This window comes from Anaerosalibacter massiliensis, from assembly GCF_024623155.1.
GTDB classification, from domain to species: Bacteria; Bacillota; Clostridia; order Tissierellales; family Sporanaerobacteraceae; genus Anaerosalibacter; species Anaerosalibacter massiliensis.
This window is the reverse complement of sequence record NZ_JANJZL010000001.1, coordinates 506,875-526,258: the sequence shown is the minus strand read 5'-3', so window position 1 is coordinate 526,258 and position 19,384 is coordinate 506,875. Positions and strand designations below refer to the sequence as shown.

The 19,384-nt window shown below is 30.7% G+C and carries 16 protein-coding genes; all 16 read left to right on the top strand.

What is annotated here, in order from left to right:
- The coding region (locus NSA23_RS02930; RefSeq protein WP_257490099.1) for a sodium ion-translocating decarboxylase subunit beta at positions 1 to 440 on the top strand (440 nt) is incomplete at its 5' end.
- A gap of 18 nt (positions 441 to 458) precedes the next feature.
- Entirely contained in the window at positions 459 to 1,691 is a 1,233-nt protein-coding gene (locus NSA23_RS02925; RefSeq protein ID WP_042681185.1) for an SLC13 family permease, read from the top strand.
- A 128-nt stretch (positions 1,692 to 1,819) separates the two neighbouring features.
- Positions 1,820 to 2,200, top strand: coding sequence for a GntR family transcriptional regulator (locus NSA23_RS02920; protein ID WP_042681187.1), 381 nt, complete (start codon positions 1,820 to 1,822; stop codon positions 2,198 to 2,200).
- 14 nt (positions 2,201 to 2,214) lie between these two features.
- A complete protein-coding gene (locus NSA23_RS02915; RefSeq protein ID WP_042681189.1) occupies positions 2,215 to 3,315 on the top strand; it encodes a DUF1648 domain-containing protein in 1,101 nt (366 codons plus the stop codon).
- 41 nt (positions 3,316 to 3,356) lie between these two features.
- Positions 3,357 to 3,710, top strand: coding sequence for a hypothetical protein (locus tag NSA23_RS02910; protein ID WP_042681191.1), 354 nt, complete (start codon positions 3,357 to 3,359; stop codon positions 3,708 to 3,710).
- A 485-nt stretch (positions 3,711 to 4,195) separates the two neighbouring features.
- A complete protein-coding gene (locus NSA23_RS02905) occupies positions 4,196 to 4,762 on the top strand; it encodes a glycerol-3-phosphate responsive antiterminator (protein ID WP_042681193.1) in 567 nt (188 codons plus the stop codon).
- Positions 4,763 to 4,864: 102 nt separating this feature from the next.
- Complete coding sequence (locus tag NSA23_RS02900) at positions 4,865 to 5,593, top strand: MIP/aquaporin family protein (protein ID WP_042681195.1); 729 nt, start codon at positions 4,865 to 4,867, stop codon at positions 5,591 to 5,593.
- A 56-nt stretch (positions 5,594 to 5,649) separates the two neighbouring features.
- The gene (gene glpK, locus NSA23_RS02895) at positions 5,650 to 7,152 is read left to right on the top strand and encodes a glycerol kinase GlpK (RefSeq protein WP_257490098.1); all 1,503 of its coding nucleotides are present in this window, start codon (positions 5,650 to 5,652) and stop codon (positions 7,150 to 7,152) included.
- A gap of 373 nt (positions 7,153 to 7,525) precedes the next feature.
- Positions 7,526 to 8,872, top strand: a complete 1,347-nt coding sequence (locus NSA23_RS02890; RefSeq protein WP_042681197.1) for a beta/alpha barrel domain-containing protein — start codon at positions 7,526 to 7,528, stop codon at positions 8,870 to 8,872.
- A 20-nt stretch (positions 8,873 to 8,892) separates the two neighbouring features.
- A complete protein-coding gene (locus NSA23_RS02885) occupies positions 8,893 to 10,818 on the top strand; it encodes an aconitate hydratase (protein WP_042681199.1) in 1,926 nt (641 codons plus the stop codon).
- A gap of 36 nt (positions 10,819 to 10,854) precedes the next feature.
- On the top strand, positions 10,855 to 11,856 hold the full coding sequence (locus tag NSA23_RS02880) for an isocitrate/isopropylmalate dehydrogenase family protein (protein WP_042681201.1): 1,002 nt from the start codon (positions 10,855 to 10,857) through the stop codon (positions 11,854 to 11,856).
- Between the two features lie 36 nt (positions 11,857 to 11,892).
- Complete coding sequence (locus tag NSA23_RS02875) at positions 11,893 to 15,324, top strand: pyruvate carboxylase (RefSeq protein WP_042681204.1); 3,432 nt, start codon at positions 11,893 to 11,895, stop codon at positions 15,322 to 15,324.
- Between the two features lie 159 nt (positions 15,325 to 15,483).
- Positions 15,484 to 17,313 carry an ATP-dependent zinc metalloprotease FtsH gene (ftsH, locus tag NSA23_RS02870; RefSeq protein WP_042681206.1) on the top strand — a complete coding sequence of 610 codons (1,830 nt, stop codon included), beginning with the start codon at positions 15,484 to 15,486 and terminating at the stop codon, positions 17,311 to 17,313.
- A gap of 155 nt (positions 17,314 to 17,468) precedes the next feature.
- Positions 17,469 to 18,134 carry a rhomboid family intramembrane serine protease gene (locus tag NSA23_RS02865; protein WP_257490097.1) on the top strand — a complete coding sequence of 222 codons (666 nt, stop codon included), beginning with the start codon at positions 17,469 to 17,471 and terminating at the stop codon, positions 18,132 to 18,134.
- Between the two features lie 394 nt (positions 18,135 to 18,528).
- Entirely contained in the window at positions 18,529 to 18,825 is a 297-nt protein-coding gene (locus NSA23_RS02860) for an IS3 family transposase (protein ID WP_050069777.1), read from the top strand.
- Positions 18,818 to 19,027: a hypothetical protein gene (locus NSA23_RS02855; RefSeq protein ID WP_257490096.1), complete on the top strand. Its 210-nt coding sequence runs from the start codon at positions 18,818 to 18,820 to the stop codon at positions 19,025 to 19,027. The genes NSA23_RS02860 and NSA23_RS02855 overlap by 8 nt, the downstream gene beginning before the upstream one ends.
- The last annotated feature ends 357 nt before the right edge of the window (positions 19,028 to 19,384 follow it).

Here is a 19,384-nt window from a genome sequence, read left to right as displayed (position 1 = left end):
TTATTGGAATGTTAATGATGGGGAATTTATTTAGAGAATCTGGAGTAGTAGAAAGGCTTTCACAAACAGCACAAAATGAACTTGTAAATATAATAACTATATTCTTAGGAGTTACAGTAGGAGCTACGGCTAAAGCACAAACATTCTTATCTCCAGATACAATAAAGATAATTGTACTAGGACTTATAGCATTCTCCCTTGGAACAGCAGCAGGAGTACTTTTTGGAAAGATAATGTACAAAACTAGTGGAGGAAAGATAAATCCACTTATTGGAGCAGCAGGAGTATCAGCAGTACCAATGGCAGCAAGAGTAGTACAGAAAGTAGGGCAAGAAGAAAATCCAGGAAACTTTTTACTTATGCATGCAATGGGGCCAAATGTTGCAGGAGTAATAGGCTCAGCAGTAGCTGCAGGATTATTACTTATGTTTTTTAGTTAGTCTAAGGGGGGATTATATATGGAGATTGTTACATTGCTAGCCTTAGTATTAGCTATAATTATAGGGTTTAGAAAACAGATAAATACAGGATTAGTAAGTATTTTGATGGCTTTCATAGTAGGACATTTTATGTTAGGATTAGATGGGAAGGAAATTGTGTCTGGTTGGCCAACAAACTTATTTTTTATACTATTAGGAATGACCTTATTATTTGGCATGGCTAAAGCAAATGGAACATTAACATTAATAACAAAGAAGATATCTAGTTTAGCTAAAGGTAATACTAAACTTTTACCAATTATATTCTTTGCATTGACGGGAGTTATAGCGGGAATAGGGCCGGGCAACATAGCAGCTGTTGCCCTAATGGCACCTATAGCTATGGAGTTAACTGATTCAGAGGATATTCCTGAAATACTTATGGCTACTATGATTATCTCAGGTTCATTGGCAGGAGCCTTGTCTCCGTTGGCTCCTACGGGAATAATAGCTATAAATCTAGCAGCAGAACAAGGATTAGAGGTTAGTAAAAGTATATTTTTAAGTTGTATTTCTACATCTGTTATAATGGGAGGACTGTTCTACTTTATATTTGGTGGACATAAACTCCAAAACAAGAATTCAAAAATTCACAATATTCAAACTTTTAATAGAGAACAAAAAATAACATCTCTTATAATATTGTTGGTAATAATAGGAATATTGGTATATAAAATGGATATAGGATTGATAGCTTTTTCTGGTGCAGTAATACTCCTTTTATTGGGGGTAGTAGATGAAAAAGCAGCTATAATTGAAGTTCCTTGGAGCACTTTAATATTAGTATCAGGAGTAGCAGTATTAGTAAATGTAGTAGGAATAGGAGGAGGAATAGATTTTTTATCAGGTTTTCTAGCTAAAATTATGAATGAAAAAACAGCTACATCAATTATGGCAATAACTGCTGGACTTATGTCAGCTGTTTCCAGTGCTTCTGGAGTAGTACTTCCTACATTAATACCTACTATTCCTAAAATAGCTACTGGAATAGGAGGAAATATTAGTGAAATTGCATTAGTATCTGCTATTGTTGTAGGTGCCCATACAGTTACTTTTAGTCCATTATCAACATTAGGGGCTATAGCATTATCTTCTTCCACAGAGAGAATAGATAAACAAAAGTTTTTTGGACAATTGCTAGTAGTAGGACTTTTATCAGTACTACTTGCTGGAGTCTTAGGTTTTTTAGGATTATATAATATTTGGAGTTAGATGAAATAAAATATTGCCAACCTTTTAATAATCAAAATTTTTAAGGGTTGGCAATATTTTATTTTTGTATTGAAAAATATTATATATCTGTTATATAATATATATAACAGATAGAAAGGAAGAAATATATGATTATAAAAATAGATTTTGAATCAGAAACTCCTATATACGAACAGCTGAGACGTCAAATAATAGAAGGGATAGCTAAAGGTGAATTAAAAAAAGGAGAAGAATTACCTTCTGTAAGACAATTAGCAGAAGATATAGGGATAAATCTTCATACTGTAAATAAATCCTACAATATCTTAAAAGAAGAAGGTTATTTAGTTGTTGATAGGAGAAAGGGAACTATGGTAAGTGATATTATGCCAAAGATTGATGAAAATTATATTAATAATCTAAAAGAAGAAATAAAATATATTATTGCTGATGCTTATTGCAGAGGTATGAATAAGGAAGAGTTTTTAGATTTATGTGAAAAGTATTTTCATAGTTTTGTAAAAAAATAGAGAGGGTGATTTTGATGGAAGATAAAATCTATATTGTTATTATGAACTTATTTATCTATGTAGTTTTATTAATTGTGCAAGTTTTAACTCCTAAAATGACTAGAAAAAACATATATTTTGGAATTAGAATACCAGAAGAAGAAGTTTGTAATCTAGAACTAAAAAAAATATATAGAATTTATGTAATGGAAAATATTTTTGTAAGTATACCATCAATAGTTCTACTCTCTTATTGGACTTATGTATCAAATAGTTTAGGGGTTATTGGATTAACAACTTTTATTTATATAGGCATATTGTTTTTAATTTATTTACATGCAAATAATAAAATGAAAAAGTTAAAAGAAAAAAAAGCGTGGGAAAAAACAAGGGAATATATAGTAGTGGATACGAAATTTAGTAGAGAAAAAGAAACTAATATATCATCATACTGGTATTTAATTCCTGCAATTATACCTATATTAAATTTAATAATTGGATTAACCAAACAGTCAAAATTACCAGAAAGAATACCTACTAATTGGGGTTTTCAAGGAAATATAACAGGGTATATGGATACAAATTCTTTTATATGGTATATGCCTTTATTCCAGATAGGTATGGTAGCATTACTTTTTTTCGTTCACAAGATTATTGGTTGGTCTAAACAAGAGATTAGCTCTAAAAATCCAAAAGAGTCAGTAAGAAGAAATATTATTTTTAGAAGAACCTGGTCTATATATACTTTAGTTATGGGAATAGTTATTAATTTAATTACTACTTTATTATTTTTCTATTCTTTAGGATTAATAGAAGGAAGTATAAAAGTTATATTTAGTTTATTTTTTATATTTATAGTATTGATTATAGTATCTAGTATAGTTATTTCTATAAAGGTGGGTCAAGGTGGTAGTAGACTTAAAATTGATAAAGAATATGAGGAAGTAAGTAGAGATGATGATAAATATTGGAAGTTAGGAAATTCTATATACTACAATCCAGAAGATCCAGCTTTATTTATTGAAAAAAGATTTGGAGTAGGTTGGACTGTCAATGTAGGCAGACCTTTAGGCATGTTTTTTATGATTCTTCCATTTATAATTATTGCACTTACTTTAATATTAGTTTCACAATGAATTTAGAATAAGAAAGTGAGTTATTTTATAAAAGCTAGAAAATGTTTGAAAGACTTTTATATTTAAATAATATAATAGGTATAGTTTTACTTGGTTTATTAGGTAGTATTCCTATGACAGAACTTGGCATGGTAGTGGATATTATGAGACCTTTGTTAGTTTGGGATAATCCACAGAAAGCTATGAAAGAAAATTTAAATGTTTTTTTTAGTATGGGAATAGGATTGGCTTATATATCTTTAATAAGTTTGATAGTATATTATTGTATAAGTAGATTACGATTAAATGTAAATATAATATATTTTATTGTGTCAACTATATTTATACTATCTTCTTATTTAATATTTGTTTGGCTAAAAAAATTATGTGCCAGTCAATTTATTAATATAGAGTAGATATAGCTAAGGGAGCGTCTTGAAATGTTTTTAAGTTATTTGAAAAGACGGTTCCTTTTATTATATTTAAATAGAGCTAAAAGAGAAAAACCAAAGCTATTATTTTTCTTTTTAGGGTAATATAATTGTAAAGAAAGCATATAAATTAAATGAAGTATTTTGATGTTTTTATCATATAAAAATTATTCATAAATGCAAAAAATAAGAATATACTTAATATAATTAAGACTATAACTATATAAAATTGTAGTATTAAAGCATTATTTCATCAATTTACTTTACAAAAGAAAATTTTGCTGATATAATGAGAATAAATAAATATTAATGGAGATTATGAGAAAAAACATCAAAGAAAGCCTACTAATAGTAGGTAATGTTGATGTTTTTTTGTCTTCCAATCTCTTGTTCAATCTTAGAATAAAGATTTGGAAAATTTAAAAAAATCAAAATATCAGTAGTATCATTTTATATTGGGGGCCTTAAAAATGGGGAATGATTTTTTTAAAGGTATTGCTATAAATCCTATAATAGCAGCTGTAAATCACTCTAATAAATTAGATAGGGCACTTTGTTCACCGTGTGAAAACCTTTTCTTATTAACGGGCAATATTACTGATATAGGAAAGATTATAGAAAAGATTAAGCTCAAGGGAAAAGGTGTATACATCCATGTTGATTTAATAGAAGGACTTTCAAAAGATATTTGGGGACTTAAATATATAGTTAATAAAACAAAACCAGATGGTATTATAACTACAAAAAATAATATTGCTAAGTTTTCTAGGGAATGTAATATATTTACTATTCAAAGGCTTTTTATGCTAGATTCTTTATCATTGGATTCTGGAATTAGGTCTATAAGAGAAAGCAATCCAAATGCAATAGAAATACTTCCAGGTATAATGCCTAAAATAGTAAAAGAGATATCTAGGCGGAGTAATATACCTATTATAACTGGAGGATTAATAAGTGAAAAGGAAGATGTAATAGAAAGTCTTAGTTCAGGAGCTATAGCAGTATCAACTAGCAATGAAAAAGTATGGTATATGTAAATTTAAGGAGGTGATTTAAAAAAACAAAGAATTTATGTAAAGAAGATTTGTAAGAGGTAGATTTTGGTGACTAATCACAAAAAAACTAAGGGGGGATCTGCCATGACACACATGGCAATGTATTCAGCGGAATTTTTTGGAACATTAATTTTAATTTTATTAGGTGATGGGGTAGTTGCTAACGTATCATTAAATAAATCTAAGGCAAAAGATGCAGGATGGATAGTTGTAACAGCTGCATGGGGACTTGCAGTTGCTGTGGCAGCTTATATTACAGGATGGGTAAGTGGTGCTCATTTAAATCCAGCGGTAACAATTGCTATGGCAGTTTCAGGAAGTCTTGATTGGGCTTTAGTGCCGGGGTATATAATTTTTCAAATATTAGGTGGTATTGTAGGAGCAGCTCTTGTTTATGTAGCTTTTAAAGATCATTTTGCAGCTACTGATGATCCGGATGTTAAACTAGGAATATTCTGTACAGCACCAGCTATTAGAAATTATGGAAGTAACTTTATTACAGAGGTTATAGGTACAATAATATTAGTAGTTGGAATAATGGGAATTAATAATGCGAACAATGAAGTTGGAGCATTAAGTGCTCTATTAGCAGGATTTTTAGTTTGGGTTATAGGTTTAAGTTTAGGTGGTCCAACAGGATATGCAATCAATCCAGCTAGAGATTTAGGACCAAGAATAGCTCATGCTATTTTACCAATACCAGGAAAGAGAGATTCAGACTGGTCCTATGCATATATACCAGTTATTGGACCGATTGTAGGTGGAATACTTGGAGCATTAATATATATGTTCTTCTCAAATATGTGGGTATAGAAACTTATATCATATTATTTTAGAAGATAAAAATATTATATAAGGGGGAAAAAACAGTGGAAAAAAAGTACATTATGTCGTTGGATCAAGGAACAACAAGTTCAAGAGCCATTTTATTTAATCGTGTAGGAGAAATAGTAAATGTTGCACAACAAGAATTTGATCAAATCTATCCAAAAGGTGGATGGGTAGAGCATGACCCAATGCAAATATGGGGTACTCAAATGGGAGTTGCAAGACAGGTATTAGAAACTGCTGGCATAAGACCTCAAGAAGTAGCGGCAATGGGAATCACTAATCAAAGGGAAACTACAGTAGTTTGGGATAAAAATACAGGAAAACCAGTATACAATGCTATTGTATGGCAATGTAGAAGAACAGCTAATATATGTGATGATTTAAAAGAAAAAGGTCTTGAAGATTATATTAAAAAAACTACAGGACTTGTAATAGATGCTTATTTTTCAGGAACTAAAATTAAATGGATTCTTGATAATGTAGAAGGCGCCAGAGAAAAAGCAGAAAATGGTGATCTTTTATTTGGAAATATTGATACATGGCTTATATGGAATCTAACAAGAGGAAAGGTGCATGTAACTGACTATTCAAATGCTTCTAGAACTATGATATTTGATATTAATAATTTATGTTGGGATGATAAAATTTTAAAAGAGTTAGATATTCCAAAATCCATGCTACCAGAACCAAAACCTTCTAGTGAAGTATATGGCGTTACAGATCCAAATACATTTGGTGGTGCAGAGATACCAATAGCCGGAATAGCAGGAGACCAGCAAGCAGCACTATTTGGGCAGGCATGTTATAGCCAAGGAATGGCTAAAAACACATATGGAACTGGTTGCTTTATGCTTATGAATACTGGAGAAAAGGCAGTTCCATCTAAGAACGGACTTCTTACAACTATTGCTTGGGGAATAGATGGAAAGGTAAATTATGCTCTTGAAGGAAGTATATTTATAGGTGGAGCAATTATTCAATGGTTAAGAGATGAGCTAAGACTTATATCTGATGCAGCAGATAGTGAGTACTTTGCTACAAAAGTTGATGATTCAAATGGAGTATATATTGTTCCAGCATTTGTAGGACTAGGAGCTCCTTATTGGGATATGTATGCAAGAGGAACTATTCTAGGACTTACAAGAGGAGCAAATAGAGATCATATTATTAGAGCAGCCCTTGAATCTATTGCTTATCAAACTAGGGATGTATTAGAAGCTATGCAAGAGGATTCAGGTATAGATTTGAAAGAACTAAAGGTAGATGGTGGAGCAGTGGCAAACAATTTCCTAATGCAATTCCAATCTGATCTATTAGGAGTACCAGTTCATAGACCAGAAGTCATAGAAACAACAGCATTAGGTGCAGCATATTTGGCAGGATTAGCAGTAGGATTCTGGAAAGATATGAATGAAATTTCTGAGAAGTGGAATGTAGATAGAAAGTTCAATCCAGAAATGGATGCAGAACATAGAGAAAAGGCATATAAAGGTTGGAAAAAAGCAGTAAGTAGATCCTTAGAATGGGAAGAGGAAGAATAAAATATAGATAAAAGTTTAAAGCCTCGTTGGTAAATAAACCAACGAGGCTTTAATTATGTAATAAATTTATAAAAAAGATAAAAATGCAAGTTTTAAATTAAAACTTGCATTTTTGCTTGCAAAATATAAATATATATGTTAAAATCATCTCAAGTCTTAAAAAGGATATAAGAATAAAAAATAATATACACACACTAAATAGCTATAATAACTTAAATGCTTGCATAAAAATAAAAAAGTCATATCTATAGAAATATCCATAGCATCTCATAATAAAATTTAAAAATTAAAATTATAAAAAAAGTGAAGGTTGAAGTAAATATACTTGCAATATATAGGAAATTAAAACAATAATGAATAAGGAGGAAAATTTATGAATTATTCAGGAGTGGATACTTTAAGACCAAATCTTTTCAAGGAGGTTTTTCCTTATGAAGAGATTCCAAAGGTTTTATTTAACAATATTCAACAACCAATGGAAATTCCAGAGGATATATGGATTACTGACACTACATTTAGGGATGGGCAACAATCTATATCATCTATGACGGTAGAACAAATTGTTAAAATCTATGATTATTTACATGAGCTTGACAATGGTTCAGGGATTATAAAACAAACGGAGTTTTTTTTATATTCAGATAAAGATAGGAAGGCAGTAGAGAAATGTATTGAAAAAGGATATGATTTTCCAGAAATAACATCATGGATTAGAGCCAATAAAGAAGATTTTAAGTTAGTTAAAGAAATGGGAATTAAAGAAACAGGAATACTTATGTCTTGTTCTGATTATCATATATTTCACAAATTAAATATGACCAGAAAGGAAGCAATGCAAAATTATCTTTCCATAGCAGAAGCTGCATTGGAAAATGGCATAATTCCTAGATGTCATTTTGAGGATATAACAAGGGCAGATTTCTTTGGATTTGTTGTACCATTAGCAAAAAATCTCATGAGATTATCAGAAGAGTCTAATATACCAGTGAAAATAAGAGCTTGTGATACATTAGGATTGGGAGTTCCACATCCTGGGGTAGAGCTTCCTAGAAGCGTACCAGCTATTATTCATGGATTAAGATATTATTCAAATGTACCTTCTAAATCAATTGAATGGCATGGACACAATGATTATTATTCAGTAGTTACAAATTCAGCTACAACTTGGCTTTATGGTGGGTCATCTGTAAATACTACGTTGTTTGGGATTGGAGAAAGGGTTGGAAACTGTCCTTTAGAGGCTATGATAATTGAGTATGCACAAATAAAAGGAAATACTAAAAATATGAATCTTAAGATAATATCTGAAATAGCAGATTATTTTGAGAAAGAATTAAAACATGAAATACCACCACGTACCCCTTTTGTTGGCAGTGAATTCAATACTACTAGAGCAGGAGTTCATGCAGATGGACTTTTAAAAAATGAAGAAATATATAATAGTTTTGATACTAGGAAAATATTAGGCAAACCAGCAACAGTAGCAGTAAATTCTTATTCTGGAATAGCTGGTATAGCAGCTTGGATAAATAGTTATTTTAATTTAGATGAAAGTGAAAGAATAGATAAAAAAGATAAAAGAATACTTCCAATTAAAAAATGGATAGATCTTGAATATGAAAACGGAAGAATTTCAAATATAAGAAATGAAGAACTTAAAGAATTAGTATATAGATATATACCAAATATTTTAGAAAATGAAAATGTAAAAGTTATATAGTAAAGATTGGAGGAAAAAACATGGGATTTACAGTAGCAGAAAAAATCATAAGAAATCATTTAAAAACTGGACAATTGGAAAGAGGAAGAGAAATAGGTTTGAAAATAGATCAGACTCTTACTCAAGATTCTACTGGTACCATGGCTTATTTGCAATTTGAAGCCATGGGTGTAGATAGGGTAAAGACTAAAAAATCTGTAGCATATATTGATCACAATATGTTGCAAGCTGGCCCAGAAAACGCAGATGATCACCTTTATATACAAAGAGTAGCAAAGAAACATGGTATATACTTTTCAAAACCAGGGAATGGAATCTGCCATCAAGTCCATTTAGAAAGATTTGGAGTACCTGGCGAAACTCTTCTAGGATCGGATAGTCATACTCCTACTTGTGGAGGTATAGGTATGTTGGCTATAGGGGCTGGTGGATTAGATGTAGCAGTAGCTATGGCGGGAGGAGAGTATTTTATAACTATGCCTAGAATAGTTAAAGTAGAGCTAAAAGGTAGATTAAATCCTGGAGTTTCAGCTAAAGATATCATATTGGAAGTTTTAAGGATATATGGAGTAAAGGGTGGAATAAATAAAATATTTGAATACTGTGGAGATGGAATTAAAAGTTTGACTGTACCGGAAAGAGGGACTATAACTAACATGGGGGCAGAACTAGGAGCTACTACTTCAATATTCCCTTCTGAGGAAAATACTTATAGGTTTTTAAAGGCTCAAGGAAGGGAGAAAGATTTCATAGAATTAATTCCAGATAAAGATGCATATTATGATGAAGAAATCATTATAGATCTTAATAAATTAGAACCACTAATAGCTTGTCCTCATAGTCCTGATAATGTAGTAAATGTAACTAGTATAGAAGGTACTAAGGTAAATCAAGTGGCTATAGGTAGTTGCACTAATTCGTCTTATATGGATTTGATGAAAGTAGCTGAAATTTTAGATGGGAAAACTATAGCAGAAGATGTATCTCTAGTTATTTCTCCAGGCTCAAAACAAGTACTAAATATGCTTGCACAAAATGGAGTTTTAGGAAAACTTATATCATCGGGAGCTAGAATATTAGAATGCGGATGTGGTCCATGTATAGGTATGGGACAAGCTCCAAATACTAATGGCATTTCATTAAGAACTTTTAATAGGAATTTTAAAGGTAGATCTGGAACAGTCTCAGCTAATGTGTATTTAGCCAGTCCAGAAGTAGCAGCAGTTTCTGCTCTTACAGGATGTATTACAGATCCAAGAAAATATGTTAATAAATTAAGCATAGATATGCCAGAGATATTCATTGTAAATGATAATTTAATAGTAGAACCAGCAGAAGTAGACAATAATATTGAAATCATACGAGGACCAAATATTAGGCCATTTCCTAAAAATAAACCATTAGGAAGAAGAATAAGGGAAAAAGTTCTTATAAAAGTTGAAGATAATATAACTACAGACCATATAATGCCTTCAAATGCAAAACTTCTACCTTATAGATCTAATATTCCTTATTTAGCAGATTATTGTTTAACACCTTGTGACTCGGAATTTCCAAAGAGAGCTAAAGAATATAATGGAGGCATTATTATAGGAGGTCATAATTATGGTCAAGGTTCTAGTCGTGAACACGCAGCATTAGCACCATTGTATTTAGGAATAAAAGCTGTTATGGCAAAATCTTTTGCAAGAATACACAAACAAAATTTAATCAACAATGGAATACTTCCATTAGTATTTCAAGATGAAAGTAATTATGATGACATAGATTTATTAGATGAATTAATTATAGAAGATATTTTAAATCAAATAAAAAAAGATATGGTAATCGTAAAAAATAAAACAAAGGCTACAGAATATAAATTATTATTAGATGTAAAAGATAGACAAAGGAAAATATTAGAATTAGGAGGACTATTAAATTTGATGAATTTTCAAAATAAATAAGGAAACAACACTATTTTACTTGAAAGGAAGGTTTAAATGGCGTATAACATAACATTAATTCCAGGAGACGGTATAGGACCAGAAGTAATAGAATCTGCACGAAAGGTTATTGACGCAACAGGTGTAAATATTAGTTGGGAATCTGTAGAGGCTGGTGCAATTGCTAAAAAAAATCTTGGCACTCCTCTACCTAATTATGCTATAAATAGTATAAAGAAAAATAAAATAGTATTAAAAGGGCCTATAACAACACCTATTGGAGAGGGATTTAGAAGTGTTAATGTGACTCTAAGGCAAAAATTAGATCTCTTTGCCAATATAAGACCAATAAAATCTTACGAAGGAATAAAAAGTCTTCATGATGATGTTGATTTTATAATTGTGAGAGAAAATACTGAAGATCTATATAGTGGTATAGAACATATGGTAGGTGAAGATGCTGCAGAAAGTATTAAAATTATAACTAGAAAAGCTAGCGAAAGGATATGCAGATTTGCTTTTGAATTAGCTAGAAAGGAAGGAAGAAAGAAAGTTACTTTAGTTCATAAAGCAAATATTATGAAACTTTCTGACGGTCTTTTTCTAAAATGTGGTAAAAAAATAGCGGAAGAATATACAGATATAGAATTTGAAGACATAATAGTAGATGCAATGAGCATGAAATTAGTTCAAAATCCACAAGATTATGATTTGATAGTGGCGCCAAATCTATACGGAGATATATTATCAGATTTATCAGCAGGTCTTGTAGGAGGACTTGGATTAGCTCCAGGGGCAAATATAGGAGAAGATATAGCTATATTTGAATCAGTTCATGGTTCAGCGCCAGATATTGCTGGAAAAAACATTGCTAATCCTATATCAGCGATACTATCAGGAGCAATGATGTTAAAATATATTGGAGAACTAGAAGCTGCAAGTAAGGTGGAAAGGGCTCTAGCTAATACAATCAAAGATGAAAGAAAATTAACTGCAGATTTAGGTGGTACTTTTGGGACAGAACAGTTTACAGAAGAGATTATTAGTAATATAATATAATATTAATATTTAGTCCTTTTAAATGGAGGTATGTTTATGAAAAGAAAAATAAAAAAAGTCTTAGTTGCAAATAGAGGAGAAATTGCTATAAGAATATTTAGGGCTTGCAGTGAACTTGGAATAAGGACTGTAGCTATATATTCTGATGAAGATAAGAATTCCCTTTTTAGAACAAAAGCTGATGAATCTTATTTAGTAGGAAAAAATAAAAGTCCTATAGAAGCGTATTTAAGTATAGATGAAATCGTAAATTTAGCATTAAATAAAGGGGTAGATGCCATCCATCCTGGCTATGGATTTTTATCTGAAAACCCAGAGTTTGCAAGGAAATGTAAGGAAGTGGGCATTGAATTTATAGGACCTGATTACAAAGTAATGGAAAAATTAGGAGATAAGATTCAGTCTAAACTAGTAGCAAATAGTGTTGGAGTGCCAACTATTCCAGGAGTGGAAAAAGCAGTTACTTCTGAAAAAGAAGCTATAGAATTTGCTAATTATTGTGGATATCCTGTTATATTAAAGGCTGCTGCTGGTGGTGGTGGCAGAGGTATGAGGGTAGTAGAAGATGAAAAAGATTTATTAGATGAATACCATAGTGCTAAAAATGAAGCTAAAAAGGCTTTTGGTATAGATGATATATTTATAGAAAAATATTTGGAAAAGCCAAAGCATATAGAAGTTCAAATACTTGGAGATAAATATGGAAATATAGTCCATCTCCATGAAAGAGATTGTTCAATTCAAAGAAGGCATCAAAAGGTTATTGAATATACCCCCGCTTTTTCTATTACAGAAGAAGAAAGAGAAAAAATATCTAATGATGCAATTAAAATAGCAAAAGCTGTTAATTATAGTAGTGTAGGAACTGTTGAATTTTTACTTGATAAACATGGAAATCATTATTTCATAGAGGTAAATCCAAGGCTTCAAGTGGAACATACTGTTACAGAAATGGTAACAGGAATTGATATAGTTCAAAGCCAAATATTAGTTGCTGAAGGACATACCCTAGATTCAAAAGAAATAGGTATAAAAAATCAAGATGATGTAAATATAAGGGGATATGCAATTCAATGTAGAGTTACTACAGAGGATCCATTGAACAATTTTGCACCAGATACAGGAATGATAGATATTTATAGAACTGGTTCTGGTTTTGGAATAAGACTTGATGGAGGGAACGGATTTACTGGAGCAAATATAAGTCCCTACTATGACAGTCTATTAGTAAAAATAACTGCTTGGTCTAGAACTTTTGAAGATGCTACAAGGAAAGTTAGCAGAGCACTGAGAGAACAGAAAATAAGAGGAGTAAAGACAAATATACCATTTTTAATAAATGTATTAAATCATGAAGATTTTACAAATGGAAAATGTCATACTGGATTTATAGCGGACAATCCAGAACTATTTGATATTAGAACTAAGAAAGATAAAGAACTTAAAGTACTCACATTTTTAGGTGAAAAAGTTGTAAATGAAACAAAAGGTCAGAAGCCAGATTTAGATATTCCTAAAGTTCCAGAAGTAGAAAGACCAGAAAAGTTGTATGGAACTAAGCAAATATTAGATGAAAAAGGTCCTGAAGGTCTTGTAAAGTGGATTAACGGAAGAAAAAATCTATTGTTAACTGATACAACTATGAGGGATGCTCATCAATCTTTAATGGCTACTAGAATGAGAACTATAGATATGTTAAGAATAGCAGAAGCTACATCGGTATTAGGAAAAGATTTATTTTCATTAGAAATGTGGGGAGGAGCTACTTTTGACGTATCCTATAGATTTTTAAAGGAATCTCCATGGGAAAGATTAGAACTATTAAGGAAAGAAATACCTAATGTATTATTTCAAATGCTAATTAGGGGAGCCAATGGCGTTGGATATAAAAACTATCCAGACAATGTTATTAGAGAATTTGTAAAAGAATCTGCTAAAAGTGGAATAGATATTTTTAGAGTGTTTGATTCATTAAATTGGATAAAGGGAATGGAAGTAGCTATAGATGAAGTATTAAAAGCAGGAAAAGTAGCAGAAGCCTGTATATGCTATACTGGTGATATATTAGATGATAAGAAAGATAAATATACTTTAGATTATTATGTAAAAACTGCAAAGGAAATTGAAAAAACAGGAGCCCATATATTAGGAATAAAAGATATGTCATCTCTTTTAAAACCACAGGCTGCATATAAATTAATAAAAGCATTGAAAAATGAGATAAGTATTCCAATCCATCTTCATACCCATGATACTAGTGGAAATGGAATAGCTACAGTCCTTATGGCTAGTATGGCAGGAGTAGATATAGTAGATACAGCCTTTAATAGTATGGCAGGATTAACTAGTCAGCCAGCTTTAAACTCTGTAGTTGCAGCCCTTGAGCATACAGACAGAAGTACAGGATTAGATTTAGGTAATTTACAAAAAATATCTGATTATTGGTCAACTATAAGGCCAATATATAATCAATTTGAATCAGAGTTAAAGTCAGGTACTACAGAAATATATAAATATGAAATACCAGGCGGACAGTATTCAAACCTTAAGCCACAAGTTGAAAGTTTTGGATTAGGTCATAGATTTGAAGAAGTAAAAGAAATGTATAAAACAGTAAATGAAATGCTTGGAGATATAGTGAAGGTAACACCTTCTTCTAAAGTGGTGGGAGATATGGCTATATTCATGGTTCAAAATAATTTAACTCCTCAAAATATATATGATAAAGGTAAGGATATGGCTTTTCCAGATTCAGTAGTTTCATATTTTCAAGGTATGATGGGTCAACCTATGGGAGGATTTCCTGAAAGACTTCAAAATTTAGTTTTAAAGGGAGAAAAACCTATTACATGCAGACCAGGAGAATTGCTAGAACCTGAAGATTTTGGAAAGATTGAAAAACATTTAAGGGAAGATTGTGAAATAGAACCTACAAATAAGGATATTTTATCTTATGCTCTATATCCAAAAGTATTTGAAGACTATTTAAAAGATGTTGAAGAGCATGGAGATTTTAGTAGGATGAGTAGTGATATATTTTTCCATGGAATAAAAGAGGGAGAAACTTGTGAAGTTGAAATAGCTGAAGGTAAAATATTAGTTATAAAACTTCTTGAAATAGGTAGGCTAGATAATGAAGGCAATAGAACATTATATTTTGAAGTAAATGATAGTAGAAGAGCTATCAAGATTCATGATGAGGCAAGTATAGTAACAAATGAAGCAGTATATACTCAAATGGCAGATCCAGAAAATAAAAAGGAAATTGGAGCTAGTATTCCAGGTACTGTAGCTAAAATATTAGTAGAACCTGGAGATAAAGTAAAGGCAAAAGAAACAGTAGCTATTATAGAAGCTATGAAAATGGAGACAAATGTAACTAGTCCTATTGACGGTATAGTAAATTCAATAGTTGTAAAAGAAGGACAAAATGTGGAGAGTGGAGAATTATTAATAAGATTAGATTAAAAGGAGCTGAAAAGCTCCTTTTAGTCATGGTTTCAAAAAATATAGATTAAAAATCATGAAAAATTGGTAAACATTAATATACATGATATAATAAAATATATAAAAGTATTAAAACATAGATAAATAATTCTAAAAAGGATATGGAGGAAAATATAGAAAATGAAGGGAAATAAAAAATTTGATAAAAATAAATTCCTTATATATTATCTATTAATTATGTTGACGGTAATCTTTGTATTTAATGGATATCTTAAACAAAAATTAATTCAAAACGTAAGTTATAGTGAATTTGTGAGACTTGGTGAGGATGGAAAAATTGTGGCAGTAGAAGTGGACAATGACGAAATTATATTTGAAGTAAAATCAGATAATGAAAAATCAGGAAAATTATATAAGGCTAATAATATGAAAGACCCAAATCTTGTTGATAAATTAGATAAATGGGGAGTTAAAGAATATACATCTAAAAATCAACAAGTATCTATAGCTCAACATTTTCTCACATCATGGGTTATACCAATAATATTTATAATGATGATATGGAAGTTTATATCTAAAATTGTTAGCAAACGTATAGGTGGAAATGTTATGAATTTTGGTGAAAAAGTTGGGAAGATTTATGCAGAAGATGAAGCAAATGTTACTTTTGAAGATGTAGCAGGACAAGATGAGGCCAAGGAATCTTTGGAGGAAATTGTAGACTTTATTAAAAATCAAGAAAAATACAAGAAAATAGGTGCTAAACTCCCTAAAGGAGCATTACTTGTAGGGCCACCTGGAACTGGTAAAACATTACTTGCCAAGGCTATTGCAGGAGAGGCCAAAGTACCTTTCTTTTCTATTTCAGGTTCAGAATTTGTTCAGATGTTTGTAGGAATGGGAGCTTCAAGAGTAAGAGAATTATTTAAACAAGCTCAAGAAAAATCACCATGTATAGTATTTATTGATGAAATCGATGCTATAGGTAAAAAACGTGATGCCCAAGGGTTAGGTGGAAATGATGAAAGGGAACAGACTTTAAATCAACTTTTAACAGAAATGGATGGTTTTGATTCATCTAGTGGCGTAGTTATTTTAGCTGCTACTAATAGACCAGAAATTTTAGATCCAGCTTTATTAAGACCAGGTAGATTTGATAGGAGAATTATTGTTGATATACCTGATCTTACTGGAAGATTAAAAATATTAGAGGTTCATTCTAGGGATATAAAATTAGGACCAGATGTCAATTTGGAGGATATTGCAAAAGCTACTCCTGGGGCAGCTGGTGCAGATTTGGCTAATATAGTAAATGAAGCAGCCCTTAGAGCAGTTAGATTTAGAAGAGAAGAAGTTATACAGGAAGATCTAATGGAATCCATTGAAACTGTAATTGCAGGAGCAGAGAAAAAGGATCGTATCATGTCTAAAAAAGAAAAAGAAGCTGTGGCATATCATGAAGCAGGCCATGCTATAGTAGCAGCAATGCTTGAAGGTACAGATCCAGTAGCTAAAATAACTATTGTTCCAAGGACTATGGGTTCTCTTGGATATACATTACAACTACCAGAAAGAGAAAAATATCTTATATCCAAAGAAGATCTTCAAAATCAATTAAGTATATTATTTGGCGGCCGTTCAGCAGAGGAAGTGAAATTTAATTTAGTATCAACAGGAGCGTCAAATGATATTGAAAAAGCTACTGAAATAGCTCGCAATATGGTTACAAGATATGGTATGAGTGAAAAGTTTGGCATGATGGGTCTTGAAACTGCCAGTGGACAATATTTAGATAGTGGCACATATAAAAATTATAGTGAAACAACTGGAAAAGAAATAGATGAGGAAGTACTAAATTTAATTAAATTTGCCCATGAAAAATCAAGAAAAATATTAAGGGATAATATAGAATTATTAGATTCAGTAGCAAAGAGACTCCTTGAAGTCGAAACAATTACTGGTGAAGAGTTTAATTCTATGGTAGTAGAACATAAGACAAAAAATATATAAAGTTAAATAGGCACCAAGATTAGGTGCCTATTTACATTTTAATTTTAACATAATATATGGATAAATAGTTTAGCAAAAATAAAGGGTATAAAGAGTATAGATTTATAATTAAGGTATAATAAATATAGTCAACAGAAAAGAAAGTAGGCGATAATATGCTTCCACTTAGAGATACTATACCAAGTCGGAAAATTCCAATAGCCACATGGCTTATTATAATTATAAATATATTTGTATTTTTTCATCAGATAACATTACCTCATGATGATGCTTTGTATATGGTATATGAATATTCTTTTATACCACTAAGATTTGTTAGGGGGATATACAATCCTAAATCTTATATACCATTGTTTACAAGTATGTTTATGCATGGGAATTTATTACACCTTATTAGTAATATGTGGTCACTATGGTTATTTGGAGACAATGTAGAGGACAATATGGGGGCATTTAGATTTATTGTTTTTTATATACTTACTGGTTTAATAGCAGGGTTTGCTCATTTTATTTCTAATCCAATGTCAAATATACCAACAGTAGGAGCTTCAGGAGCTATTGCAGGAGTAATGGGAGCTTATTTTTTAATGTTTCCCCATTCAAGGATTGTAACATTAGTACCTTTTATTCCATTTTTCATACGTGTACCAGCTCCAATTTTCCTATTCATATGGTTTGTAAGTCAACTTCGCTCAGGTCTCATGTCTGGAGTTTATGGGAAAGTAATAGGTGGGGTAGCATGGTGGGCACATATTTTTGGATTTTTAGGAGGAGTATTTTTATATAAGAAATTTATAAAGAAAAGATATGGTAGGCCTTAATGTGGCATATTATATATGTGAGAGGGAGCTAGTTATATATCTCCCTCTTTAAAATTTATCTTTTATTTTATAAAATATAAAATTCATCGTATTAAAAAATAAAGGAATATTCTATATTTTGTGGAAATAGTATTTTAGGAGGTAAAGCAGACAGTATTAGATATTACAAAGATGGAAAGACATTAAATTAAGGAATATAAGTGGAACAATCTTAGAGGATTTTAAAGGTGGATTGATTTAGGGTATACTGCAGCTACTGTTCTTAGGATTGTTAGATTAAATAGGTCTACCTATTATTATAATATTAAAAATAAAACTAAAGACGAAGATGTAAACGAAGATATAAAAGTAAATAAAGGTGGTAGATCGATTCCTAGTTACTCTTTTGATAAAGATGGCAATAGAATTTATTGAAACAGAGGGATTATGCTATGGTTATTACAAAATAACAGTATTATTAAGAAGAAAATTTAATTTAATCATAAATAAGAAAAAAGTATATATATTATGTAAAGAACATGGTATTTTAAGGCCTCAAAGAAAAATCAAACCTAAATATCCTAGAAAAATTGCTATAAATAAAGAAACAACAACACTTAACTCTCTTTGGGAAGTAGATGTTAAATATGGTTATATCCATGGCGAAGACAGGTTTTTCTATATAGTTTCTTTTATAGATGTATATGATTAAAAATATAGTTAATTACCATATTGGACTTTCATGTAAATCTGAAGACATTATCATAACCCTTAAAAGGGCATTAATGAGAAGCTACCTTAACAACAAAGAAATAAATCTAGTAATAAGATCAGATAACGGTTCTCAATTTATCAGCCATAAGTTTCAAGAAACCTGTAAAAAACTGCTTCTTGAACATGAAAGGATACCTTAAGAATATTATCAAAAAATTATAGAAGAAACCCATCAAAAACAAGTAGTAAATCTTTAATATATATACTTCTCATCCTTAAGTGTTTAAATATTAATATTTAGATGAAATCAAGGGTCTGCGATAGCAGGAACTTAGTCTTTACCCTTGATTAGGATAAATATTAATGTACAATAGGTTTTGGATGAAAGTGAAATATTATGACTGAGAAAGAATTAGTAAGTTTTTGTCCAAAATTAAGAGGTCAATCCGTCCTATAACTATGTACAGTTGGAAGAAGTATCCTTCAGTATATTAAAAATATAAATAAAGATAGATTTATTATAAAATAGTTTAATTGTAACAATATTACAATATATT

Excerpts from the sequence above, each read along its gene's own strand:
- NSA23_RS02925 (WP_042681185.1), top strand. The coding sequence starts at position 459 with ATGGAGATTGTTACATTGCTAGCCTTAGTATTAGCTATAATTATAGGG.
- NSA23_RS02920 (WP_042681187.1), top strand. The coding sequence starts at position 1,820 with ATGATTATAAAAATAGATTTTGAATCAGAAACTCCTATATACGAACAG.
- NSA23_RS02915 (WP_042681189.1), top strand. The coding sequence starts at position 2,215 with ATGGAAGATAAAATCTATATTGTTATTATGAACTTATTTATCTATGTA.
- NSA23_RS02910 (WP_042681191.1), top strand. The coding sequence starts at position 3,357 with ATGTTTGAAAGACTTTTATATTTAAATAATATAATAGGTATAGTTTTA.
- NSA23_RS02905 (WP_042681193.1), top strand. The coding sequence starts at position 4,196 with ATGGGGAATGATTTTTTTAAAGGTATTGCTATAAATCCTATAATAGCA.
- NSA23_RS02900 (WP_042681195.1), top strand. The coding sequence starts at position 4,865 with ATGACACACATGGCAATGTATTCAGCGGAATTTTTTGGAACATTAATT.
- NSA23_RS02890 (WP_042681197.1), top strand. The coding sequence starts at position 7,526 with ATGAATTATTCAGGAGTGGATACTTTAAGACCAAATCTTTTCAAGGAG.
- NSA23_RS02885 (WP_042681199.1), top strand. The coding sequence starts at position 8,893 with ATGGGATTTACAGTAGCAGAAAAAATCATAAGAAATCATTTAAAAACT.
- NSA23_RS02880 (WP_042681201.1), top strand. The coding sequence starts at position 10,855 with ATGGCGTATAACATAACATTAATTCCAGGAGACGGTATAGGACCAGAA.
- NSA23_RS02875 (WP_042681204.1), top strand. The coding sequence starts at position 11,893 with ATGAAAAGAAAAATAAAAAAAGTCTTAGTTGCAAATAGAGGAGAAATT.
- ftsH (WP_042681206.1), top strand. The coding sequence starts at position 15,484 with ATGAAGGGAAATAAAAAATTTGATAAAAATAAATTCCTTATATATTAT.
- NSA23_RS02865 (WP_257490097.1), top strand. The coding sequence starts at position 17,469 with ATGCTTCCACTTAGAGATACTATACCAAGTCGGAAAATTCCAATAGCC.
- NSA23_RS02860 (WP_050069777.1), top strand. The coding sequence starts at position 18,529 with ATGGCAATAGAATTTATTGAAACAGAGGGATTATGCTATGGTTATTAC.
- NSA23_RS02855 (WP_257490096.1), top strand. The coding sequence starts at position 18,818 with ATGATTAAAAATATAGTTAATTACCATATTGGACTTTCATGTAAATCT.